This window comes from Caballeronia sp. ATUFL_F1_KS39 (genome assembly GCF_023630985.1).
Lineage (GTDB): Bacteria > Pseudomonadota > Gammaproteobacteria > Burkholderiales > Burkholderiaceae > Caballeronia > Caballeronia zhejiangensis.
In genome coordinates, this window is record NZ_JALQDZ010000007.1 from 1 (window position 1) to 23,010 (window position 23,010).

Genomic DNA, 23,010 nt, shown 5'->3' on the forward strand with positions numbered 1-23,010 from the left:
GCTCGGAAATATGTGTTGGCTTATCTGTGGGTGGTGCGCGCGAAGAAGGGTGCGCGATTAAATGTGAGCGAACGCGCGACGACGACCTGACGCGCGACCCGACACGACGCGGTAAAAAAAAAAACACCGCCGTGTGGCGCGACCCGGAAGGTCGCACCACACGGCGGTTTTGCATTCGCCGCGAGGTAAAGCGCGACGCGCTCAGTACTTGATGCGCGACACCTTCGTGCCTTGCAGCGACACGTCGGCCATCAGGCCGGCGTTGGTCAGCACGATGGCCTCGACCGGTTTCGTGGCGGTGGTCGTGTCGATCACGCCGTTCGCGCCCATCTTCACCAACGCCACCGATGCGTCCGCGCCCGCCGACCAGCCGTCGGAGTTGCGGAATTTGTCGAGCGCATCCTGCGTCATGAACAGGAAGATCAGCGCCTTCGACTGCGCCCCTGCCTGCAGGCCGAACGAGCCGGACGTCGTGCTGTAGTACCCGACGCTGCTGCCGCCCACACGCAGCGCACCCTTGCCGTATTGCGCGCCGACGATGAAGCCGGCCTGAAGCACCGACGGGAACACCAGCACGCCGCGCGCTTTCGCGACCAGCTCGCGCGAGCCGCCGACGGTGGCATAGAGACGCTGGATCGTGCTGTCGACATCTGCGTCGATGGCGCGGCGGTCATCGGCGGCGCCCGCGGCCGCTTCGCTGCCGGCGTTCCGGTTTGCCGTGCAGCCGGCAAGCGCGAGGCCACCCATTGCCAGCACGGCCGTCGACTTGAGCATGAAGTTTCGTCTTTGCATCATTGTTCTCCATCGTGGAATTTAGGAAACCCCATAAGAGCGGGAGGGTGAGGCACGCCAAGTTATAGCACAGCAAGGTGAAACCGCGAGCCTCGGCCCATGCGCCGAAAGCCTTGTCAGGCTTGGGTCTTCAGGCTCCGCAACATTCGGGCGAACAAGCCGGACCTAGCTTACTCCGAATCCGTCCCCATAAGCGTCAGGCGCGTCGTTAAATTACACAAATCTTTCGAAGCACACATCGTCTGATACAAGGTTAGACGAAGCTTTGACCAAACCGAAATGGAAACGGCGTTTTCGCCCGAAGTGCGGCCCAAGGCGAGCAGAATTTTCGTGACGCTGCCTTTAGGTCGTACGAGAAAACCGCTGAAGGAAGTAGCAACGACCGTACCCGAGGCTCGGTCACGGATGGGTCGTCGTTTTTACTTCGGCGGAGGGCGGCGCGGGCGTGTGTTGCGGACGGCGCAGCGCGCGCCGGATGCCGCCGATCAGCACGCCGAGCACGAGCAGGAACGCTGCGGGCACGATCCAGTAGCCGACGAACGCATGCCAGAGATAATCGGCGAGCGTCGCCTTGCGATGCGCGTATTCGTTGAGCGCTTCCTGATGCTTCACCTCGGTGGCGGCGATGGCATCTTCGGGACAACCGGCTGCGCGCGCTTCTTCGGACGTGCCGTGGCAGCGCGCCGCGGCGCCGGCCGCGCGTTGGCCATCGGTCAACTCCCAGCTGGCAAGCGACTTCTGGAGATCGACGTTGTTGTACGCCATCTCCTCGCGCACTTCGTTCACCGCGACGATCAGCACCGGCACGAACCAGAACGTGATCGCCACGAGCCACCGCCTGAACCAGCGGTTCTTGTGTCTCCATGCCATCCGATGCCTCCATGCGCGGCTTTTCGCCTCGCTCGAAACGGCGGCGGCCGATGGCGTCTTTCTTGTATTTCGTAAGGGGCCGCCTTCGCGCCATCTTATGAGAAAAAGACGACGGTGCGAATCACTAGCTTGGGTGCAGTGCAATATCGGCCGGTAGGGAGCGTAAATACGCAAGGGGCGCCGCGCGCGAACGGCGCGGCGTGCAGAACGCGAACGCAGGCGAGATCAGCCCTTGTTGCTGAGGCAGCTTTTCATGAAACTCTTGCGGTCGTCGCCTTTCTTGTCGCCTGCTTGGCTGTTGCACGCCGTCATCTTCTGCTGCTGCGTCATCGGCGCGGATGCGGCAGCCGGCGCGGCGGACAGACAGCTCTTCATGAAGGCCTTGCGGTCGTCGCCTTTCTTGTCGCCCGCCTGCTTGTTGCAATCGGTCATCTTGCTTTGCTGACTGTTGGCGGCGAAGGCGACGTTCGCGCCGAGCGTCAGGCTCAGCACGGCGATGAGGGCGGTGGCTCGAATGGTCATGTGACGCTCCCTGATTTGAGTGACGGTTGTTGTTCGACGGCGCGTGTCTGTATCGGCATGTCGCCCGCGCATTATGGCAAACACAATATGAACGGTGTGCGGGATAGGGTGAAATCGGGAGTCGCGGGAACGAGGCTTGCAAACGCCTTTCGTCGCCGGCGATCCGCACGACCGATGCAGCCGACGTATGATCGTGCGATGCATGTCAATGCGAAAGGAGATCGTCCATGTCCACGCCGCTGTCGGATCATTACAAAGGCTTCGAGATCAAGGTTCAGGCATTGAGGCGCGCGAAGGATCGCGACGAGCCGGACGACAGCCCGCGACACTTCGACATAGTCGTGACGATCGCGAAGAGCGCGCACGGCGAAAGCGGCCGCTCGGTGATGTTCGGCGTGCCCGATCAGGAACCGTTCGACAGTCCGATCGACGCGACGCGCGCGGGCATCGACTACGCGCGCGACATCATCGACAACAAGGTCGAAGGGCAGTCGGTCGAAGATCTCTGAGTCTTGTCCGCAGGCAACTGAAAACGCCGTCGAGCAGCCGTTCGACGGCGTTGTCGTATGTGCTGCACTACACGTTAGCCCGATTGACCTCCGGCGCCTGTCCAACGAGAATCGACGGCGAGCAAACGTTCAAACGTTCAAACGTGCGCGAAAGGGCGTCGAAGGCATTGGCGCGCGAGCGTCCGGCGCGTTTCGATGGCGTTGCTCGCGTTCGCTGCATCTCGCAAGACCAACAAACCAGAATAAGCATTGGAGATCCGCATGAACCGAATCATCCGCCGACGCGTCCTCACGGCTGCCGTCGCGCTCGCCGCCTGCACCGCATTGCCGTTCGCGTCGTCATCGGCGTTCGCGCAGCCGGCGGGCAAGCCCAAGGTGGCGCTCGTCATGAAATCGCTCGCCAACGAGTTCTTCCTGACGATGGAAACCGGCGCGAAAGACTATCAGGCGCACAACGCCGGCCAGTTCGACCTGATCACCAACGGCATCAAGGACGAGACCGACACGGCGGCGCAAATCCGCATCGTCGAGCAGATGATCGTCTCGAAGGTCGATGCGCTCGTGATCGCGCCGGCTGATTCGAAGGCGCTCGTGCCGGTCATCAAGAAGGCGGCGGACGCGGGGATCATCGTCGTGAACATCGACAACCGGCTCGATCCGGACGTGCTCAAGTCGAAGGATCTGAACGTGCCGTTCGTCGGACCGGACAACAAGAAGGGCGCGCGTAAGGTCGGCGACTATCTCGCGCCGAAACTGAAGAAGGGCGATGAAGTCGCGATCATCGAAGGCGTGACGACCACGACGAATTCGCAGGCGCGCAGCGCGGGCTTCAAGGAGGCGATGGACGCCGCCGGCATGAAGGTGGTCGCGCTGCAGTCGGGCGAATGGGAAATCGACAAGGGCAACGCGGTCGCGTCGCAGATCCTGAACGCCAATCCGAACGTGAAGGCGCTCCTGTGCGACAACGACAACATGGCGATCGGCGCCGTGTCGGCGATTCGCGCGGCGGGCAAGGCGGGCAAGGTGCAGGTCGTCGGCTTCGACAACATCGGCGCGATCAAGCCGATGCTCAAGGACGGCCGCGTGCTCGCCACGGCCGACCAGTACGCGGCGAAGCAGGCGGTGTTCGGCATCGACGTGGCGTTGAAGGCGATTGCCGGCCACAAGAAGCAGTCGGAGCTTTCGCAGGTCGTGGAAACGCCGGTCGATCTCGTGACGAAGTGAGCCGGCGCGAAGCCTCAAGTTCGCGGCGGGCGTGCCGATAACACACTGACGAGCGCGAAAGGCAGACGGCGCGGGCACGCTCCGCGGCCTTTCGCGCGGGCTTCGCCCAGCCGTGCTGGATCATTCCGAGGATGCACAACCGAGCCTTGAAGCGCCCCATGACCGGACCGAACGATGCGAACGTGCTGACGGTGACGGGCATCGGCAAGACCTATGTCGAGCCGGTGCTGACGGACGTATCGCTCGATCTCGTCGCGGGCGAGGTGCTCGCGCTGACCGGCGAGAACGGCGCGGGCAAGAGCACGCTGTCGAAGATCATCGGCGGGCTGACCGATCCGTCGACCGGCGCGATGACGCTCGCGGGCCAGCCCTACGCGCCGAAGAGCCGCTCGGAGGCCGAATCGCTCGGCGTGCGCATGGTGATGCAGGAGCTGAACCTGCTGCCGACGTTATCGGTGGCGGAGAATCTCTTTCTGAACCGCTTGCCGCGCAAGGGCTTCGGCTGGATCGACCGCAAGCGCCTCGCAGAAGACGCGCGTCACGCGATGGCGCAAGTCGGGCTCGACGCGATCGATCCGGATACGCTCGTCGGCGGTCTCGGCATCGGGCATCAGCAGATGGTGGAAATCGCGCGCAATCTGATCGGCGATTGCCGCGTGCTGATTCTCGACGAGCCGACCGCGATGCTCACCGCGCGCGAAGTCGATCTGCTGTTCGAGCAGGTCGAAAGGCTGAAGGCGCGCGGCGTCGCGCTCGTGTACATCTCGCACCGGCTGGAGGAATTGCGGCGCATCGCCGAGCGCGCGGCCGTGCTGCGCGACGGACGCCTCGTGCATATCGGTCCGATGGACGCGCTCACGAGCGACCGGCTCGTCACGCTGATGGTCGGACGCGAGATCGGCGAGCGCATCGATCTGGGCGAACGGCGGATCGGCGATGTCGCGCTGAAAGTGGAAGGCATGACGCGGCTGCCGGCCGTGCGCGACGTGTCGTTCGAGGTGCGCGCGGGCGAGATTTTCGGCGTGAGCGGGCTGATCGGCGCGGGCCGCACCGAGCTGATGCGGCTCATCTACGGCGCGGATCGCGCGGACGCGGGCACGGTGTCCGTCGCGCGCAAAGGGCAGGCGCTGCGGCGCGTGACGGTGCAATCGCCGTCGGATGCGGTCGAAGAAGGCATCGCGCTCATCACGGAGGATCGCAAGGGCGAGGGCCTGCTGCTCAGCCTGCCGATCGCCGCGAACGTTTCACTGGGCAACGTCGGCGCGGTGGCGCGGCACGGCGTGGTCGACGCGCGCCGGGAAGCGGCGCTCGCGCAACGGCAGATCGACGCGATGCGGATTCGCACGTCGGGGCCGGCGCAGGCCGTGTCGGAACTGTCGGGCGGCAACCAGCAGAAGGTCGTGATCGGCCGGTGGCTCGCGCGCGACTGCTCGGTGCTGCTGTTCGACGAGCCGACGCGCGGCATCGACGTCGGCGCGAAGTTCGACATCTACGGGCTGATGGGCGCGCTCGCTCGCGAAGGACGCGCGCTCGTCGTCGTGTCGAGCGACCTGCGCGAGCTGATGCTGATCTGCGACCGTATCGGCGTGATGTCGGCGGGGCGCATGACGGGCGTGTTCGAGCGCGCGAACTGGACGCAGGACGCGCTGCTCGCGGCGGCGTTCTCGGGTTACGCGAAGCGCGAGGCGATCCTGCACGAGCCCATCGCCCCGGACGCGAAAGCGCCCGAAGACAACGTGGAGCATTGAATGAGCGAAGCGAATCTGCCCGCCGATGCGCCGAAGAGCACGAAAGGCGTCGGCACGCGTCTGGGCATTTCGAATTACCTGGGTCTCGCGGGCGCGCTCGCCGCGATGATCGCGCTGTTTTCGGTGCTGAGCACGCACTTTCTGACGTACGACACGTTCAGCACGATCGCGAACCAGATTCCGGATCTCGTCGTGATGTCGGTCGGCATGACGTTCGTGCTCATCATCGCGAGCATCGATCTGTCGGTCGGCTCGGTGCTGGCGCTGGGCGCGTCGGTGGTGAGCGTGGCCGCGCTGAAGTGGCACTGGCCGGCGTTTCCGGCGGCGCTGATCGGGCTCGCGGCCGCCGCGCTGACGGGCGCCGTGACCGGCCTCGTGACGGTGGCGTGGCGGATTCCGTCGTTCATCGTCTCGCTCGGCGTGCTGGAAGGCGCGCGCGGGCTTGCGTATCAGATGACGAATTCGCGCACGGCGTACATCGGCGATGCGTTCGATTTTCTGTCGAATCCGATCGCGTTCGGCATCTCGCCCGCGTTCCTGATCGCGGTCGCGGTGATGATAATTGCCCATCTGGTCTTGACCCGGACGGTTTTCGGCCGATATCTCGTAGGGATCGGCACGAACGAGGAAGCCGTGCGTCTCGCGGGCGTGAATCCGCGGCCGTACAAGGTGATCGTTTTCGCGCTGATGGGCGCCTTGTCCGGACTCGCGGCGCTCTTTCAGATCTCGCGGCTCGAAGCCGCCGATCCGAACGCCGGCGCGGGGTTGGAACTGCAGGTGATCGCGGCGGTCGTGATCGGCGGAACGAGCCTGATGGGCGGGCGCGGCTCGGTCATCAGCACGTTTTTCGGCGTGTTGATTATCTCCGTGCTGGCGGCGGGACTGGCGCAGATCGGCGCGAACGAGCCGACCAAGCGCATCATTACCGGCGCGGTGATCGTGGTGGCGGTGGTGCTGGATACATACCGCAGCAGGAGAAAGCGGGTTTGATCGAAGGGCGGCGCAGGCGGGCGCTCCGAACGGGGTGGAGCAACGGCCGGCGACGAGAGAAGGCAGCGGGCGGCAGCGGCGAACGGGGATTCATCGCCGCCGCACACAATGAAGCAGGCAGGGCGCGGGGAAAGCAGAGCGGCGCATGAAAAGTGGTCGCGCCGGACGCCTTACGACCAATAAGAGCAGTTGGACCAAAGCATAGCGAAGGACGATGTATGGCGACGATCAAAGACGTGGCAGCCATTGCCGGGGTGTCGTTTACGACGGTATCCCACGTAGTGAACAATTCGCGGCCGGTTTCGGCCGACGTGCGGGCGAAAGTCGAGCGGGCGATCCGTGAGCTCGACTACGTGCCGTCGGCGGTCGCGCGCTCGCTGAAGGCGCGCTCGACGGCGACCATCGGCCTGCTCGTGCCGAACGCGACGAATCCGTATTTCGCCGAGCTCGCGCGCGGCGTCGAGGACGGCTGCGCGAAGAACGGCTATTGCGTGTTCTTCTGCAACTCCGACGACGATCCCGCGAAGCAGCGCAACTATCTGCGCGTGCTGCAGGAAAAGCGCATCGACGGGCTCGTGATTGCATCGGCGGGCGAGGACTCGGTGCTCGCGCAATGCCTCGCGGGCGCGCGCGAGCCGCTCGTGATCGTCGACCGCAATATCGAGGGGCTGCAATCGGACCTCGTGCAGATCGACCACGAAAAGGGCGCGTATCTCGCGACGCGGCATCTGCTGCAGCTCGGGCATTCGAAGATCGGCTGCATCACAGGCCCCGTCGCGACCGCCGTTTCCGCGATGCGCCTGCACGGCTTCATCCGCGCGATGGCCGAGCGCGGCATGGAAATCGCGCCGAACGCGATCCAGCAGAGCGACTTTTCCGCGACGGGCGGTTACGCGGCGGCCTCGCTCCTGCTCGACAACATGAAGCCGACGGCGATCTTCGCGTGCAACGACATGATGGGCATCGGCGCGCTGCGTGCGGCGGCGGAGCGTCACATCAACGTGCCGACGGACTGCTCGATCATCGGTTTCGACGATGTCGAGCTGTCGCGCTACACCTATCCGGCCTTGTCGACGGTGGGGCAATCGGTGCGCGCGCTCGGCGAAATGGCCGCGCAGACGCTGATCGAGCGCATCACCGGCAAGCTGACGGGCACGACGCGCCGCCGCGTGGTGCCGCCGCGCCTCGTGCGCCGCGAATCGACCGCGGTAGTGCCCGAGTCGCGCGGCGCGAAGGCGTAACGACCGCGGTGCAGTAAAGGAACCAAAGGAAACGAGATGGGCGACAGTGCCAAGACCGGCCGCGTGACCGTGGTCGGCAGCCTCAACATGGATCTCGTCGCGCGCGCGCCGCGCCTGCCGCGACCGGGGGAAACGCTCGCCGGACACGCGTTCGCGCAGATGCCGGGCGGCAAGGGCAGCAATCAGGCGGTCGCCGCGGCGCGCCTGGGCGCGCATGTCGCGATGATCGGCTGCGTCGGCGACGATACGAACGGCGCCACGCTCAGAGGCAGCCTCGAAGCGGAAGGCATCGACTGCACGGCGCTCGCGACCAGCGCCAGCGCGCCGACGGGCGTCGCGCTCATCGTCGTCGACGATGCGAGCCAGAACGCGATCGTCATCGTCGCGGGCAGCAACGCCGAAGTCACGCCCGCGCGCATCGAAGCGCAGGAGGCGCTCATCGCGCGCGCCGACGTCATCGTGTGCCAGCTCGAAACGCCGCCGGACGCCGTGCGCGCCGCGCTCGCCGCCGGCCGTCGCCTGAAGCGCACGACGATCCTGAATCCCGCGCCCGCGGCGCGCAAATTGCCGCCGGACTGGTTCCCGCTGATCGACTATCTGATTCCGAACGAACTCGAAGCCGCGACGCTCTCCGGGGTCGCCATCGAAACGCCCGACGACGCGCGCCGCGCCGCGCAGGCGCTCAAGGCGAAAGGCGCGCGCAACGTCATCGTGACGCTCGGCGCGCAAGGCGTGCTGGCTTTGCTCGACGGCGCGGACGACGAAGGCGTTCATCTGCCGTCGCCGCGCGTCGAAGCGGTCGATACGACCGCCGCCGGCGACACGTTCATCGGCGGCTTCGCGGCGGAACTCGCACGCGGCGCGGCGGCAATGCACGCAATCGCGTTCGGCCAGCGCGCGGCGGCAATCGCGGTGACGCGCGAGGGCGCGCAACCATCGATTCCGCACCGCAGCGAAATTTCAGCATAACTTTTCAATATTCATTGAAAACACGCGCGTCTGACGCGCCGTTTTCTTTTCATACGAAACAAATTCCTCAAGTGCCGACACTTTCGCGCCGTTTACATCGATAGCGGTCGCGCGATGTCCCGCGCGCACGCTGCCACGCAACGACGACTCCGCTCGCGAGCGACATCAGGGAAAAATTCAATGAAAACAGCTTTGACGATCAAGGCGCGCCTCGGCATCTCGATGGCGTTTCTGGGGGCACTGCTCATCGCGATCGGCGCGTTGGGGCTCACCGGCATGAGCCATTCGAATCGCGCGTTTCAAGACACCTATTCGGTGCAGATGCCCGCGGCGATCGCCGTCGGCAACGCGGAAATGTATGCGGCGCGCGAGCGTCTCGTGTTCGATCGCGCGGCGCTGCTCGCCGGCACGCCGGAGGTGGCGGCCACGGTCGAGCGCGCGCGCATGATGCGCGAACGCGCGGACGGCTACTGGAAGCAATACCTGGCGCTGCCGCAAGCGCCGGAAGAAAAGCGCCTCGCCGACGCCGCTCAGGACCGGCGCCTCGCGCTGCAGGGCATCGTCGACAAGGGCGTCGCGGCGGTCTTGGCGAACGATCACGACGCCATCATCGCGAACGCCAAGGCGATGCAGGCGACGTACAACGAACTCGCCAACGCCAACGACGCGCTGCGCAAGCATCTGACCGAAGCATCCGCGAGAAGCTATGAGGAGACGCAGGACCGCTTCGGATGGTTCCGCGCGCTGAGCTTCGGCGCGATCGCGCTCGGCATCGCCGCGGCCGCGTTCGCGTGGCTGTCGCTCAGGCGCGCCATCGCGCGGCCGCTCGAAGCGGCGCTCGGTCATTTCGAATCGATCGCCGCGGGCGATCTGCGCCGCGAGGTCGCCATCACGTCGCGCGACGAAATGGGCCAGTTGCTCGAAGGTCTCGCCAAGATGCGCGCGAGCCTGCTGACGACCGTCCGCACGGTGCGCTCGGGCAGCGAATCGATCGCGTCGGCGACGCAGCAGATCGCCGCGGGCAATACCGATCTGTCGTCGCGCACGGAAGAACAGGCATCGGCGCTGCAGGAAACCGCGTCGAGCATGGAAGAGCTGACCGGCACCGTCCGCCAGAACGCCGACAACGCGCGGCAGGCGAGCGCACTCGCGGCGAACGCGTCGGAAATCGCCGGCAAGGGCAGCGCGGTCGTCACGCAGGTCGTCGACACGATGCGCGAGATCAACGGCAGTTCGTCGAAGATCGCGGACATCATCACGATCATCGAGGGCATTGCGTTCCAGACCAACATTCTGGCGCTCAACGCGGCCGTCGAAGCGGCGCGCGCGGGCGAAGAAGGGCGCGGCTTCGCGGTCGTCGCGGGCGAAGTGCGCAGTCTGGCGCAACGCTCGTCGGCGGCGGCGAAGGAAATCAAGGAACTCATCGACACGTCCGTCGCGCGCGTGCAGACGGGCACGACGCTCGTCGACGAAGCCGGCCGCACGATGAGCGAGATCATCGGCGCGGTGCAGCGCGTGACCGACATCATGGGCGAGATCGCGGCGGCGTCGGAGGAACAGTCGAGCGGCATCGAGCAGGTGTCGCGCGCCGTCACGCAGATGGACGAAGTCACGCAGCAGAACGCGGCGCTCGTCGAGGAAGCGGCGGCCGCCGCGCAGTCGCTCGAAGATCAGGCCGGGCGGCTGCGGCAGGCGGTGGCGGTGTTCCAGGTCGCGGACGGCGCGGCGCTTGCTGCTGTTCCGGCAGCATCCACGATGGCGGCGAAAATTGCACCGCGCGCAACGATGCCTGCGCGCGTTGCCTTGAAGTCGGCGAAGCGCGCACCCGCCGCGCCGTCGCCCGCGCCGAAGGCGTCCGCCACGACGGAGGCAAGCGGCGACTGGGAGACGTTCTGAGCGCGACAGACGGCGCTTAAGGCCCGAATGCGCGCGAGTGCACACGCGCGCGACCAACGTCGATCCGGTAACCCGTACACTGGTGGGTGCCTCACCGCTCACACGAGGATATCGACATGACCGGATCGACACTCGCCGCGAAGCTCGCGGACGCCCGCCGCCGGCATCAGCTGATCGACACGCTGGCGCCGGCCGACATACCTGCGGATGCGCCCACCGCCTACGCGATCCAGCACGAGATGCTGAGAGAGTCGGATGCGCGCATCGGCGCCTGGAAGATCGGCGCGCGCGCCCCCGACGCGCTCGCCACGGGCGCGCCCATCGACGCCGCGCTCGTCCATGTTTCGCCCGCGCGCCTACCTTTTCAATCGTTTTTCCGCGTGCTCGTGGAACTCGAAGTCGCGTTCCGCTTTTCCTATGCGCTGCCCGCGCGACCCGACCCTTACACACGCGAGGAAGTGTTCGACGCGATCGGCGGCATCGCGGTCGCGCTCGAAGTCGTCGACAGCCGTTTCGCTCAATGGCCCAATCTCGATCCGCTGGCCCAGCTCGCGGATTCGCAGAACAACGGCGCGCTCGTCGTATCGGGCATGGAACCTTACGACGTCGTCGCGCCGGGCTTCGACTTTCTGACGCCGCGACTGGAATTCACCCTCGACGGCGTGTCGATCGCACCGGCCGCGCTCGGCAATCCCGCGGGCGATCCGCGCGAATTGCTGCCGTGGCTCGTCAACCATTGTTCTCGCATGGGTTTGACGGTCGAGCCGTTCTGGACCATTACAACAGGTTCCTATACGGGCGCGTATCGCGTCGATGGACCGGGCATGCTGCATGGTGCGATCGATCGCATCGGCGAACTGGAATTGGTGCTCGCATGATGTTCGGATGCGCCGCACCGGGAACGATTATTGATGATGTCGCACGCGCATCGTCTTTATCGGATGCGTGCATCTCTTGAGCGCTTGTCCACGTAACCAAGGATGTGAGGCGCACGTCGCATTGGCGGACGGAAGCAGTAGATAAGTAGCGAAGAGCGCGGGGAAGCGAACAGGCAGGGACCATGTCGCGCAAGAGGATAGCGACATTGGGATGAACATTGTAGGTGAACGAAAATAGCGCACCAAGCTAGGAATTCTTCGAAGCAAATGAACAACGCAAGTGCGTGAAAAAAAATTCGAAAGGGTTTAGGATGATTTCAAGCGATGTCGTTTCGATTACGCGCGTTGCGCACGGCATAGCTTTCTGACTTCGGCGAGGAGGTAGCATGGATATCTACAGCAGTTTCGCGACGCGCTTCGAAAAAACTCGCGAGGAGGAATTCTCGCTCGAAGAGTATCTCGCGCTCTGCAAAGAAGATCCTGCCACATATGCAACAGCGGGCGAACGCATGTTGACGGCCATCGGGGAACCGGAGATGGTCGACACTCGGCTCGACCCGCGTTTATCGCGTGTGTTTGCAAACAAGGTCATCAAGGTGTATCCGGCATTCCGCGAGTTCTACGGAATGGAGGAAGTGATCGAGAACGTCGTGTCCTACTTCCGGCACGCGGCGCAGGGTCTCGAAGAGAAGAAGCAGATCCTTTATCTGCTGGGTCCGGTGGGCGGCGGCAAGTCGTCGATCGCCGAACGACTCAAGCAGCTCATGGAGCGGGTGCCGTTCTATTCGCTGAAGGGCTCGCCCGTCAACGAATCGCCACTCGGCCTTTTCGATTACGACGAAGACGGTCCGGTGCTCGAAGAGCAATACGGCATTCCGCGCCGCTATCTCAAGAGCATTCTCTCGCCGTGGGCGGTGAAGCGCCTGCACGAGTACAACGGCGACATCCGCAAGTTCCGCGTCGTGCGCCGCTATCCGTCGATTCTTCGTCAGATCGGCATTGCCAAGACCGAGCCTGGTGACGAGAACAATCAGGACATCTCGTCGCTCGTCGGCAAGGTGGACATCCGCAAGCTCGAAACGTATTCGCAGGACGACGCCGATGCCTACAGCTATTCCGGCGGCCTGTGCCTCGCCAATCAGGGCTTGCTGGAATTCGTCGAGATGTTCAAGGCGCCAATCAAGGTGCTGCACCCGCTGCTGACCGCGACCCAGGAAGGCAACTTCAAGGGCACGGAAGGCTTCGGCGCGATTCCGTTCGACGGCGTCATCCTCGCGCACTCGAACGAGTCTGAGTGGAAGGCGTTCCGCAACAACAAGAACAACGAAGCACTGCTCGATCGTATCTTCGTCGTGAAGGTGCCGTACTGCCTGCGCTACGGCGAAGAGATCAAGATCTACGAGAAGCTGCTGCGCAATTCGTCCCTCGCCGAGGCGGTCTGCGCACCGGGCACGCTCAAGATGATGGCGCAGATGGCCGTGCTCACGCGTCTGCACGAACCGGAGAACTCGAGCCTCTTCTCGAAGATGCAGGTCTACGACGGTGAGAACCTGAAGGACACGGACCCGAAAGCGAAGTCGTATCAGGAGTATCGCGATTACGCGGGTGTCGATGAAGGCATGACGGGTGTGTCCACGCGTTTCGCGTTCAAGATCCTGTCGCGTGTCTTCAACTTCGATTCGAGCGAGGTCGCGGCGAATCCGGTGCATCTCATGTACGTGCTCGAACAGCAGATCGAGCGCGAGCAGTTCCCGCCGGAAACGGAGCAGAAGTATCTGTCGTTCATCAAGGACGTGCTCGCTTCGCGCTATGCCGAGTTCATCGGCAAGGAGATTCAGACCGCTTATCTGGAGTCGTATTCGGAGTATGGACAAAACATCTTCGACCGCTATGTGACGTATGCGGACTTCTGGATTCAGGATCAGGAGTTCCGCGATCACGACACCGGCGAGAGTTTCGACCGCGCGGCATTGAACGCCGAGCTGGAGAAGATCGAGAAGCCCGCGGGCATCAGCAACCCGAAGGACTTCCGCAACGAGATCGTGAACTTCGTGTTGCGCGCTCGTGCGGCCAATGGCGGCAAGAACCCCGCGTGGATCAGCTATGAGAAGCTGCGTGTGGTGATCGAGAAGAAGATGTTCTCCAACACCGAAGAACTTCTGCCGGTGATTTCGTTCAACGCGAAAGGATCGGCCGAAGAGCAACGCAAGCACGAAGACTTCGTCAATCGCATGGTCGCCAAGGGTTATACGCCGAAGCAGGTCCGGCTCCTGTGCGACTGGTATCTGCGCGTGCGCAAGTCGTCGTGATGTAAGCAAGGCAAGACGGGAGCCGGCGCTCGAAGCGCCTGGCTCCGGTCCCGCGCAAAGCGATAGTCAGGAAGTCCCGGCGGCCCGGGCGCGTGGATTGCAACCGGACCGCACAGTGGACAGTTTGCGAGACGAAAGACGCTGCGATCAGTCGAAGCTCCGCGCAGCGCCTCACAACCTCGCCAATAACGCGGGAGACTGGATGTGCTGCACCAAATCATCGACCGCAGGTTAGCCGGCAAGAACAAGAGCATCGCCAATCGCGAGCGCTTCCTGCGACGCGTCAAGAGTTACATTCGCCGCGCCGTTTCCGACGCGGTGCGCGATCGCAGCATCAAAGACATTCAAAGCACTCAGAGCATCACCATTCCCAAGAAGGACATCTCCGAGCCCTCGTTCCGTCACGGACCGGGCGGCAAGCGCGAGTACGTTCATCCGGGCAATGCGGATTACATTCGCGGTGACAAGATTCCGCGCCCGCCGGGCGGCGCGGGCGGCGGCGGCAAGAGCGCGAGCAACGAAGGCGAAGGGCAGGACGACTTCGTTTTCGAGCTGTCGCGCGAAGAGTTCATGCAGTACTTCTTCGACGATCTCGAACTGCCGCGCCTCGTCAAGACGCAACTGCTCGCCGTGCCGACGTGGAAGAACGTGCGCGCGGGCTGGGCGGCGGAAGGCACGCCCAACAATATCGACGTGGTGAGATCGCTGCGCTCCGCGCTCGGACGGCGCATCGCGCTCGGCTGGCCGCTTGCATCGCAACTGCGTGAGATGGAGCGCCAGCTCGAACAGCTGAAGGAAGAGAACGGCGATCCCGAAGACATCGCCCGGCTCGAAGCGGATATTGTCATCATGCAGGGCCGGATCACGCGCATTCCGTTCATCGATCCGTTCGACCTGCGCTATATCAATCGCGTGAAGCAGCCGACGCCGTCGAGCAAGGCCGTGATGTTCTGCCTGATGGACGTCTCCGGTTCGATGGACGAGCAACGCAAGGATTTGTCCAAGCGCTTCTTCATCCTTTTGTATCTGTTCCTGCAGCGGAACTACGAGAAGATCGAAGTCGTGTTCATCCGGCACCATACGCGCGCGGAAGAAGTGGACGAAGACACGTTCTTCCATTCGACGGAAAGCGGCGGCACGGTTGTGTCGAGCGCGCTCGAACTCATGAAGAAGATCATGGACGAGCGTTATTCGCCGACTGAATGGAACATTTACGGCGCGCAGGCATCGGACGGCGACAACTGGACGGACGACTCGCCCAAGTGCCGCAAGCTGCTCGCGGAAGACATCCTGCCGAAGGTCCGGTATTTTGCCTATATTCAAGTTGCGCCGGAGGAGCAGAATCTCTGGTTGGAGTATGCTCAGCTTGCGATGGGCGCGCCTGAACTCGCCATGAAGAAGGTCGATTCGGCGGCGGACATCTATCCGGTGTTCCGCGAGCTGTTCGAAAAGCAGCAGGCGGCCGCATGACGACGCGGCATTTGCACAACGAGACGCGTGGGTATCAGCTGGAAGGCACGGACGATCGTGTGGATTCCCAGCTCGAATCAGAGGCCAGGCAACGCAAGGCGTCCGCGAAAGCAGACGGCGCGCACGAGGAAGGCAGAATGAATGTATCGGAGAAGCGGCGACCGCTGCCGTGCCCGTCGGACTGGAGCGTCGAACTGATCGAGGAGTACGACGCCGAGATATCGCGCGTCGCGAACCGTTATGGTCTCGACACCTATCCGATCCAACTGGAAATCATCAGCTCCGAGCAGATGATGGATGCGTATGCGTCCGTCGGCATGCCAGTGAATTATCGCCACTGGTCGTTCGGCAAGCACTTTCTTGCGACCGAGAAAGGCTATCGGCGCGGGCAGATGGGCCTCGCGTATGAGATCGTTATCAACTCGAATCCCTGCATCGCGTATCTCATGGAAGAGAACACCATGACGATGCAGGCACTCGTGATTGCGCACGCCGCGTACGGGCACAACTCCTTTTTCAAGGGCAACTATCTTTTCCGCCTGTGGACGGACGCGCACGCGATCATCGATTACCTCGTCTATGCGAAGAATTACATCGCGGAGTGCGAGGAGCGTTACGGGCTGGATCGCGTCGAGGAACTGCTCGATTCGTGCCACGCGCTGATGAATTACGGCGTCGATCGCTACAAGCGGCCGCAGAAACTGTCGCTGGCGAAGGAAGCGGCGATGCGCCGCGAGCGCGAAGCGTATCTGCAATCGCAGGTCAACGAACTGTGGCGCACGCTGCCCAAGGGCAAGGAGCCGTCGCCCGAGGAAACCGAGAGCCGGTATCCGCCGGAGCCGCAGGAGAATCTGCTGTATTTCGCGGAGAAGAATGCGCCGTTGCTTGAGCCGTGGGAGCGGGAAGTGATCCGCATCGTGCGCAAGATCGGGCAATATTTTTATCCGCAGCGGCAGACGCAAGTCATGAACGAAGGCTGGGCCACGTTCTGGCATTACACATTGCTGAACACGCTCTATAACGAAGGCCGTCTCGAAGACAGCTTCATGATGGAGTTTCTGCATTCGCATTCGAATGTGGTGTATCAGCCGCCGGTGACGAAGCCGTATTACAGCGGCATCAATCCGTACGCGCTCGGCTTTTCGATGATGAGCGACATTCGCCGCATCTGCGAAAACCCGACGGACGAGGATCGCGAATGGTTCCCGGAACTCGCGGGAAGCGACTGGCTGGAATCGCTGCATTATGCGATGCGCAATTTCAAGGACGAGAGCTTTATCGCGCAGTATTTGTCGCCGCATCTGATCCGGGAAATGCGTCTGTTCTCGATTCTCGATGACGATATGCGCGATGCGCTGGAAGTGTCGGCCATTCATGACGACAGCGGATATCGTTACGTGCGTCAGGCGCTGTCGCGGCAATACGATATTCATCATCGGGAGCCGAACATTCAGGTTTATTCGGTGAACACGCGTGGGGATCGCAGCCTGACGCTGCGGCATTTCATGACGGATAACCGCCATCTCGCGAACGATAGCGACGAAGTGCTCAAGCACATGGCGCGCTTGTGGCAATTCGACGTTTATCTGGAAAGCGTCGATGAAAACGGAACGGTGAGGAAGCGGTTCGAATGCCGGTATACGGCGCCGAGTACGCGCTGACATCACCTCCGACAGTTATCTGAACAACGCGCGCCGTCTTGAAAGGACGGCGCGTTTTTTTTGCTCAGACGTCGCTTCGCATGGATCGCAGTCAGCCACGAATTAAGAGGATTCGTCTAAACAATCTGCGCTACATGACTGAGAATTGTCCGCAGGAGGATCGAACCATGGCGGACAATTCAGCACCCAGTTCTGATAAATGGCGCGACGGAATAAGTGCAGCGGTTGGGGATGATAGATGGAACAGTTGGGACAATGAAGTTCAGCTGGCGGTCAGCGAATTCAATCATCACCTGATCGGAAACGCGGGATATCGACCGCTCGATTGGCGGATCATCAAGGCAATGACATGGGTCGAATCCGGCGCCAACAGTTCCGAATGGAAAAAAGAAGCCGATGCAAATAGGTGTAGCAGGAGATCCGGGGCTGTCAGCGCTGCTCTCTGCCAAGGAAGGTGGAGACTTGATTCTGCCGCCAGCATGGAAGTCCCGCCTGACGGTCGCGTCGGTCAGAGCAGACCCCCTTCATAACATTCGGGCGGGAGTGGGTTATCTGCTCATGCGTTCGGCAAGATTCGAGTACCGAAGTGTGCTGGACGGCGATTCCAGAACGTTCGATGTAACCGTCAAGGGTGGCGATAGCCTCGAAAAGATCGCAAAGGCGCAGGGGAGTACGGTCGATGTGCTCAAAAGCCTGAATCCGGCAGCGAATATCCTGCGCTCGGGTCAAATCTTAAAGTGCCGAAAGGCATCGATCGGACAAGTCATCACTGGCTGGCGACCGATAAACTCAGCCATGATTGCGAATCGCTATAACGGCGGTGGGGACAGCGAGTACGCAAAAAAATTCGACTACGTCTGGACCATTATTGCGCGATGAAGAATGAGAAGGCCATGAGTACGTTAAGGCGCGTCGGCGTGAGTCTAATAGCCTGCTTTCCATTCTTCGGTCATGCAAATTCAGTGTTGAGCGAAAAGGAACTACGCGCACAATGCAGTTCACTCCACTTTTCGCAGGTGCACGTGCGCGCGTGCCTGGAGGAAAAAGCAAATCAGAGCGAACGCGATTTGAAACAGGCCGAACAGAATGCTATCAGCGCGCTCGCGCAGTGGGATGAAGACGACAGATTCAGCCGCGCGGCCCGAGCGGGTCTCTCAACGTCGAATAAGTCGTTCACTCAGTATCGTGAGGCTCAATGCAAATTCTCAGCGTCACTCAATGGTGGGGCCGCAGGGAATTCTCACGAGATCAGGCGACTCGCGTGCATCGCAGAACTCAACAGCAGACGCGCAGAACAACTGCGCAGCGCAGCGTCGGAACTACCTTCGAAGTAACCGGGGTACGTGGCATGGCAGCGCGCCAATGCTGCGAGACCACCACTACGCGCCGCAATTCAGATCGCCTTCAACTTGATAACCAGCGTGCGTTTCCCTCGTTCGATAGTCACCTCGCCGGTCGCGGCCGCGTTCAACAGTTCGAGCAGACGGACGAACTTAAGCGTCGCAACCGACGTCCGCTCAACCATGACGACCCGATCGCCAATCTCGATGCCGCTTGCGGCCAATCTGCCGTCCGGTGCGAGTGCGGCGACCCTGTAGCGATCGCCAGCGCGCTGCAGGCCAGCGCCGATGATCGAGGGCGTGCTGTCTTTGGGCGTATCGGGAAGATCGAAGCAGAACCGGTAGTGACGGAAATCCATTTCGAAGCGGTCCATCTTTTCCAGCAAGCCCTGGCCGATACGAGGCGTTGGTGAGCCTGCCAGCACCGTGAGTTTCGGTAGCGCCTTCTGACCGATGGCGAATCCGGCGATCAAACCCTGCTGATTCGGCGTGAATCGATCGGTCGCATCGTAGGAAAAGGTCGTATTGATGCGCTCGAACCATTGCGCTTCCGCGATCGCATCGAACGTTTCCTGTGGCAGCGCGACATCCCCGTTGTCGCCCGTATCGAGCAGGAACGGCAAAGATTCGTCCCTGAGACGCAGTTCGATGAGCGGCGTTCGCTGCGCGGCATCCAGCGTCATGAACGCGCACTGCTGCCATGCGTGCGCAGGTGCTTCGCCTGCATACGCGGAGAGCCGCCCGGCAACATAATCGGCTCGCCATGTCAGATTGCGCATCGACTCCATCCCGATGATGCCGTCGAAAGGCCTCTCATCGACGGAAGAAAGGCGCGCCATATCACCGATGAGCACAGCGCCGCCCGCCGCCATCGACCAACCGTCGAGACGGATCGCCGGACTCGTGCCAAGCTCCATGCGCATCGTGTCGCTCGCCGTTCCGCTCGTGACGGCGCGGTCGCCAACGGGCTCCGATAGCAGGCCGTTCCTGAGGAAAACCGTTTCGGCGGCCGGCGTCATCGGGACGGCGGCCAGCCGACCGCGACTATCGAATACGTTCAGGGTCGCACCTGTATCCAGAAGGAACCCGCACTGATTTGCCGTCCGCGCTGCGCGCCTCGAGGAGCCAGTGGCCGTCACGCTTGAGGGGAACCGAAAGCACCGGAACGTCGTCGGCCGCGGCGGGCATGTCGTCGTGCCTGCCGTTGCAACCGGCGAGCACCGCGCAAAGTAAAAAGCCAGTTGCCGTTGCTCGAAGTTTTGCGAGTCTGGGATCGGTTGTCATGCGGTACTGCCGGATGGTGGTTCGAAACCGCCACCATACAGACAGCCTACACGCCAAGACACATCTTCTTGATGATTCGTTACAGACGAGCAGGCCACGACACCAGGCAGACCAACGCGCGTCACTCGCCCCGGCCGCTCACCCCATCCTGCGAAAACAAATCCCAGCTCGCCATGAACAGCGCCGCGACGAGCGGCCCGATCACGAACCCGTTGATGCCGAAAAGCGCCATCCCGCCGAGCGTCGAAATGAGCACGACCCAGTCCGGCATTTTCGTATCCTTGCCGACGAGAATCGGTCGCAGTACGTTATCGACGAGCCCGATCACCACGACGCAGAACGCGACCAGAATCAGCCCCTTGACGATTTGCCCCGTCATGAAAAAGTAGAGCGCGGCGGGCGCCCACACGATTGCCGCGCCGACCGCGGGCAGCAGCGACAAAAACGCCATCAGCACGCCCCACAAAAGCGAACCGCCGATGCCGAGGATCCAGAAAATCAGCCCGCCGAGAAGACCCTGCACGGCCGCAACCGCGATGTTCCCCTTGACCGTCGCGCGCACCACGGTCGTGAACTTCGCGATCAGATGCTGCTTCGGCTCGGGATCGAGCGGAATCGCGCGCCGGATGCGCCGTCCGATTTCGCCGCCATCGCGCAGTAGAAAAAACACCAGATAAAGCATCACGCCGAAGCTCACCACGAACTGGAACGTGTTCTGCCCGATCGACAGCGCCTGCGTCGCGGCGAACTGGCTGATCTGCGACGCGCCTTCCATCAGCTTGCGCTGCACGCCGGGAATGTCGTCGAGTCCATAACGGCCGAGCAGTTGCTGCACCGACGCCGGCAACGCGTGCAGCACATGCTGGAAGTAAAGCCCGAAATTCAGCTCGCCGCTCTTGATCCGCGCGTAGACGAGGGCGATTTCCTGCACGAGCGTCACCGCGACGATCGCGAGCGGAATGATGACGATGAGAATCGCGGCGGCCAGCGTCGTCAGCGCGGCGAGGTTTCGACGCTTGCCGAAGCGCGCGGCGAGGTAACGCTGCATCGGCTGAAACAGGATCGCGAGAATCGCACCCCAGAAGATGGCGCCAAAAAACGGCAGCAGCACCCAGGCGAGCGCGAGCGTCACGACGCACAGCAGGATATGGAAGAAATTCTGATTGACGTTGTGGTTATTCATTAGCGGCCAGGAAACAAACAAAAGGGCGAAGAGCGGGGCGTTCGCGCTAGGGTTCGAGCAAGAATTCGTCCAAGGGTTCGCCGCGAACCGGCCGATTGTTCGGTCACTGCTGGAGCCGAACCGCTCGCGTCGACTAAAATCCGGCTTCCAATCCTTGCGGATCGCTTTCCGGGAACACGGCGAGCAGGCGCGCGAACGAGCCGATCGTTCGTACGCGGCGTTTATCCGCTCAACGCATCGAACAATGAATCCAGGCGTCGTCTACGCATTCGCGGCCTTTGCCATCTGGGGCCTTTTTCCGATTTACTTCAAGGCCTTGCATTCGATCGGCGCGGTCGAGATGCTCGCGCATCGCATGGCGTGGTCGATGGCATTCCTGCTGATCGTCATGACCGTGCGGCGTCAATGGAAGTGGCTCGGCCCCGTCCTGCGCGACAAGCGTCTGCTTGCGCGTTTCGCCGCGAGCGCCGTGCTGCTGTCGGCGAACTGGGGCATCTATATCTGGGCGGTGAACGACGGGCGCATCGTCGAGGCGAGTCTCGGCTACTTCATCAACCCGCTCGTCAACGTGCTGTTCGGGATGGCGTTCCTGCACGAGCGGCTGCGGCCGGTGCAGTGGCTCGCGGTGACGATCGCCGCGGCAGGCGTCGCGTGGCTGACGTGGGTGAACGGCGCGCCGCCGTGGATCAGTCTCGCGCTCGCGCTGACCTTCGGCGGCTACGGGCTGTTGCGCAAGACCGCATCGCTCGGCGCGCTCGAAGGACTCACGCTCGAAACGATGCTGTTGTGTCCCGTTGCGCTGCTGTATCTCTTTTTTCTGAATTCGCACGGCGGCAGCGGCTTCGAGCATGCCTCGCTCAGCGTGAAACTGCTGCTTGCGGCGGCGGGGCCCGTGACCGCGGTGCCGCTGCTGCTGTTCGCGGCAGGCGCGCGGCGCATTCCGCTATCGATGCTCGGGCTCATCCAGTACATCACGCCGTCGCTGCAATTGCTGATCGGCGTCGTGATCTATCACGAGTTCTTCGGGCACGATCAGGTGATCGGCTATGGCGCCATCTGGACCGCGCTCGCGATCTACTCGCTCGAAGGCGTGGTTCGCGCCCGCGCGGCCCGCGTCTGAACGATCAGCGCAACGCGTCGCCGAAGCGGTATTCGACCGTCGCTTCATCGAGCTTCGCCTTGATGTCGGGATCGATCGGCTGATCGACGGCCGCGAGCGTCTCGTTCAGCTGATCGGGCCGGCTCGCGCCGATGATCGCCGACGTCACCGCCGGATTCGCCAGCACCCACGCGAGCGCCGTGCTCGCGAGCGAGCGTCCGGTCGGCGCAACGATTCCATTGATCGCTTCGATGGTGTGAAATTCGCGCTCGTGCCAGTACCGCTGCGTATACATCGCGCCTGCCTTGCCGACCGCGCCGGTGAAGCGTCCGTCGCTCGGGGCGGCGTCGTAGCGGTGCTTGCCCGTCAGCAGTCCGCCGGCGAGCGGGTTGTAGGGAATGACGGCGAGTCCTTCCTCGGTCGCGAGCGGCAGCAATTCGCGCTCGATCTGGCGAAAGAGCAGGTTGTAGCGCGGCTGCACGGAGACGAAACGCGCGGCGCGCAGCACATCCGAGCGGCCGAGCGCGCGCGCCAGCCGGTACGCCAGAAAATTCGACACGCCGATATAGCGCGCCTTGCCTTGCCGCACGATGGTATCGAGCGCTTCGAGCATCTCGTCGAGCGGCGTGTCGTGATCGTCGTTGTGAAGCTGATAGAGATCGACGTAATCGGTATCGAGCCGTTTGAGCGATGCATCGATCGCGTCGAGCAGATGCTTGCGCGATGCGCCCTTGTGCCACGCGAGCGGCCCCATTTCATGCACGGCCTTGGTCGCGAGAATGTAATGGTCGCGACGGCCTTTCAGCCAGCGGCCGACGATTTCCTCGGTGCGGCCCGCGAGATCGTGCCCGCTGCCGAGCGGATAGACGTTCGCCGTGTCGATGAAATTGACGCCCGCGTCCGCCGCCCGGTCCATGATGCTGCGCGACACGTCTTCCTCGGTCTGCAGGCCGAAGGTCATCGTGCCGAGGGTGAGACGCGAAACGGTGAGACCGGTATTGCCGAATTTGCGGTATTGCACGGTT

20 protein-coding genes are annotated in these 23,010 nt (G+C 62.8%); 14 read left to right on the forward strand and 6 right to left on the reverse strand.

Annotation, left to right across the window (positions count from 1 at the left end):
* Positions 1-201 precede the first annotated feature (201 nt).
* The 3 genes from NCR93_RS07030 to NCR93_RS07040 all read right to left on the reverse strand — a co-directional run bounded on the left by NCR93_RS07030 (position 202) and on the right by NCR93_RS07040 (position 2,184).
* Complete coding sequence (locus tag NCR93_RS07030) at positions 202-792, reverse strand: BPSL1445 family SYLF domain-containing lipoprotein (RefSeq protein ID WP_008349670.1); 591 nt, start codon at positions 790-792, stop codon at positions 202-204.
* A 399-nt stretch (positions 793-1,191) separates the two neighbouring features.
* Positions 1,192-1,662 (reverse strand): hypothetical protein, encoded by a 471-nt coding sequence (locus NCR93_RS07035; RefSeq protein WP_175982896.1) that lies wholly within the window; start codon positions 1,660-1,662, stop codon positions 1,192-1,194.
* Positions 1,663-1,887: 225 nt separating this feature from the next.
* Entirely contained in the window at positions 1,888-2,184 is a 297-nt protein-coding gene (locus NCR93_RS07040) for a PsiF family protein (protein ID WP_008349666.1), read from the reverse strand.
* 227 nt (positions 2,185-2,411) lie between these two features.
* Here NCR93_RS07040 and NCR93_RS07045 point away from each other — a divergent pair, with 227 nt between their 5' ends.
* The 13 genes from NCR93_RS07045 (at position 2,412) to NCR93_RS07105 (ending at position 18,413) form a co-directional block, all read left to right on the forward strand.
* Entirely contained in the window at positions 2,412-2,693 is a 282-nt protein-coding gene (locus tag NCR93_RS07045; protein ID WP_008349664.1) for a hypothetical protein, read from the forward strand.
* 261 nt (positions 2,694-2,954) lie between these two features.
* Positions 2,955-3,917, forward strand: coding sequence for a sugar ABC transporter substrate-binding protein (locus NCR93_RS07050; protein WP_008349661.1), 963 nt, complete (start codon positions 2,955-2,957; stop codon positions 3,915-3,917).
* Positions 3,918-4,075: 158 nt separating this feature from the next.
* On the forward strand, positions 4,076-5,665 hold the full coding sequence (locus NCR93_RS07055) for a sugar ABC transporter ATP-binding protein (RefSeq protein ID WP_008349659.1): 1,590 nt from the start codon (positions 4,076-4,078) through the stop codon (positions 5,663-5,665).
* Positions 5,666-6,655, forward strand: coding sequence for an ABC transporter permease (locus NCR93_RS07060; protein ID WP_008349658.1), 990 nt, complete (start codon positions 5,666-5,668; stop codon positions 6,653-6,655).
* A gap of 218 nt (positions 6,656-6,873) precedes the next feature.
* Entirely contained in the window at positions 6,874-7,896 is a 1,023-nt protein-coding gene (locus NCR93_RS07065; protein ID WP_008349655.1) for a LacI family DNA-binding transcriptional regulator, read from the forward strand.
* 36 nt (positions 7,897-7,932) lie between these two features.
* Complete coding sequence (gene rbsK, locus NCR93_RS07070; RefSeq protein ID WP_175982895.1) at positions 7,933-8,865, forward strand: ribokinase; 933 nt, start codon at positions 7,933-7,935, stop codon at positions 8,863-8,865.
* A 180-nt stretch (positions 8,866-9,045) separates the two neighbouring features.
* A complete protein-coding gene (locus NCR93_RS07075; protein ID WP_008349650.1) occupies positions 9,046-10,761 on the forward strand; it encodes a methyl-accepting chemotaxis protein in 1,716 nt (571 codons plus the stop codon).
* Positions 10,762-10,877: 116 nt separating this feature from the next.
* Positions 10,878-11,639, forward strand: a complete 762-nt coding sequence (locus NCR93_RS07080; protein WP_175982894.1) for a hydratase — start codon at positions 10,878-10,880, stop codon at positions 11,637-11,639.
* Between the two features lie 386 nt (positions 11,640-12,025).
* Entirely contained in the window at positions 12,026-13,948 is a 1,923-nt protein-coding gene (locus NCR93_RS07085) for a PrkA family serine protein kinase (protein WP_008349646.1), read from the forward strand.
* A 204-nt stretch (positions 13,949-14,152) separates the two neighbouring features.
* Complete coding sequence (locus NCR93_RS07090; protein ID WP_008349643.1) at positions 14,153-15,418, forward strand: YeaH/YhbH family protein; 1,266 nt, start codon at positions 14,153-14,155, stop codon at positions 15,416-15,418.
* Positions 15,415-17,079, forward strand: a complete 1,665-nt coding sequence (locus NCR93_RS07095; RefSeq protein WP_008349642.1) for a SpoVR family protein — start codon at positions 15,415-15,417, stop codon at positions 17,077-17,079. The genes NCR93_RS07090 and NCR93_RS07095 overlap by 4 nt, the downstream gene beginning before the upstream one ends.
* Before the next feature lie 396 nt (positions 17,080-17,475).
* Entirely contained in the window at positions 17,476-17,958 is a 483-nt protein-coding gene (locus tag NCR93_RS07100) for a LysM peptidoglycan-binding domain-containing protein (protein ID WP_308196660.1), read from the forward strand.
* Positions 17,959-17,972: 14 nt separating this feature from the next.
* Complete coding sequence (locus tag NCR93_RS07105; RefSeq protein ID WP_175982893.1) at positions 17,973-18,413, forward strand: lysozyme inhibitor LprI family protein; 441 nt, start codon at positions 17,973-17,975, stop codon at positions 18,411-18,413.
* Between the two features lie 59 nt (positions 18,414-18,472).
* Here the strand turns inward: NCR93_RS07105 and NCR93_RS07110 are convergent, their stop codons facing one another.
* Entirely contained in the window at positions 18,473-19,558 is a 1,086-nt protein-coding gene (locus NCR93_RS07110; protein ID WP_175982892.1) for a S41 family peptidase, read from the reverse strand.
* A 266-nt stretch (positions 19,559-19,824) separates the two neighbouring features.
* Positions 19,825-20,886 (reverse strand): AI-2E family transporter, encoded by a 1,062-nt coding sequence (locus tag NCR93_RS07115; protein WP_175982891.1) that lies wholly within the window; start codon positions 20,884-20,886, stop codon positions 19,825-19,827.
* Between the two features lie 244 nt (positions 20,887-21,130).
* On the opposite strand from NCR93_RS07115, the gene rarD reads away from it, so the two are divergent.
* Positions 21,131-22,006 carry an EamA family transporter RarD gene (gene rarD, locus NCR93_RS07120; protein ID WP_008349632.1) on the forward strand — a complete coding sequence of 292 codons (876 nt, stop codon included), beginning with the start codon at positions 21,131-21,133 and terminating at the stop codon, positions 22,004-22,006.
* Positions 22,007-22,010: 4 nt separating this feature from the next.
* On the opposite strand, the gene NCR93_RS07125 is transcribed toward rarD, so the two are convergent.
* Positions 22,011-23,006 (reverse strand): aldo/keto reductase, encoded by a 996-nt coding sequence (locus NCR93_RS07125; RefSeq protein WP_008349630.1) that lies wholly within the window; start codon positions 23,004-23,006, stop codon positions 22,011-22,013.
* Between the last annotated feature and the right edge of the window lie 4 nt (positions 23,007-23,010).

Excerpts from the sequence above, each read along its gene's own strand:
- NCR93_RS07085 (WP_008349646.1), top strand. The coding sequence starts at position 12,026 with ATGGATATCTACAGCAGTTTCGCGACGCGCTTCGAAAAAACTCGCGAG.
- NCR93_RS07030 (WP_008349670.1), bottom strand. The coding sequence starts at position 792 with ATGCAAAGACGAAACTTCATGCTCAAGTCGACGGCCGTGCTGGCAATG.
- NCR93_RS07095 (WP_008349642.1), top strand. The coding sequence starts at position 15,415 with ATGACGACGCGGCATTTGCACAACGAGACGCGTGGGTATCAGCTGGAA.
- NCR93_RS07040 (WP_008349666.1), bottom strand. The coding sequence starts at position 2,184 with ATGACCATTCGAGCCACCGCCCTCATCGCCGTGCTGAGCCTGACGCTC.
- NCR93_RS07075 (WP_008349650.1), top strand. The coding sequence starts at position 9,046 with ATGAAAACAGCTTTGACGATCAAGGCGCGCCTCGGCATCTCGATGGCG.
- NCR93_RS07045 (WP_008349664.1), top strand. The coding sequence starts at position 2,412 with ATGTCCACGCCGCTGTCGGATCATTACAAAGGCTTCGAGATCAAGGTT.
- NCR93_RS07055 (WP_008349659.1), top strand. The coding sequence starts at position 4,076 with ATGACCGGACCGAACGATGCGAACGTGCTGACGGTGACGGGCATCGGC.
- NCR93_RS07115 (WP_175982891.1), bottom strand. The coding sequence starts at position 20,886 with ATGAATAACCACAACGTCAATCAGAATTTCTTCCATATCCTGCTGTGC.
- NCR93_RS07065 (WP_008349655.1), top strand. The coding sequence starts at position 6,874 with ATGGCGACGATCAAAGACGTGGCAGCCATTGCCGGGGTGTCGTTTACG.
- NCR93_RS07050 (WP_008349661.1), top strand. The coding sequence starts at position 2,955 with ATGAACCGAATCATCCGCCGACGCGTCCTCACGGCTGCCGTCGCGCTC.
- rbsK (WP_175982895.1), top strand. The coding sequence starts at position 7,933 with ATGGGCGACAGTGCCAAGACCGGCCGCGTGACCGTGGTCGGCAGCCTC.
- NCR93_RS07105 (WP_175982893.1), top strand. The coding sequence starts at position 17,973 with ATGAGTACGTTAAGGCGCGTCGGCGTGAGTCTAATAGCCTGCTTTCCA.
- rarD (WP_008349632.1), top strand. The coding sequence starts at position 21,131 with ATGAATCCAGGCGTCGTCTACGCATTCGCGGCCTTTGCCATCTGGGGC.
- NCR93_RS07080 (WP_175982894.1), top strand. The coding sequence starts at position 10,878 with ATGACCGGATCGACACTCGCCGCGAAGCTCGCGGACGCCCGCCGCCGG.
- NCR93_RS07100 (WP_308196660.1), top strand. The coding sequence starts at position 17,476 with ATGCAAATAGGTGTAGCAGGAGATCCGGGGCTGTCAGCGCTGCTCTCT.
- NCR93_RS07035 (WP_175982896.1), bottom strand. The coding sequence starts at position 1,662 with ATGGCATGGAGACACAAGAACCGCTGGTTCAGGCGGTGGCTCGTGGCG.
- NCR93_RS07060 (WP_008349658.1), top strand. The coding sequence starts at position 5,666 with ATGAGCGAAGCGAATCTGCCCGCCGATGCGCCGAAGAGCACGAAAGGC.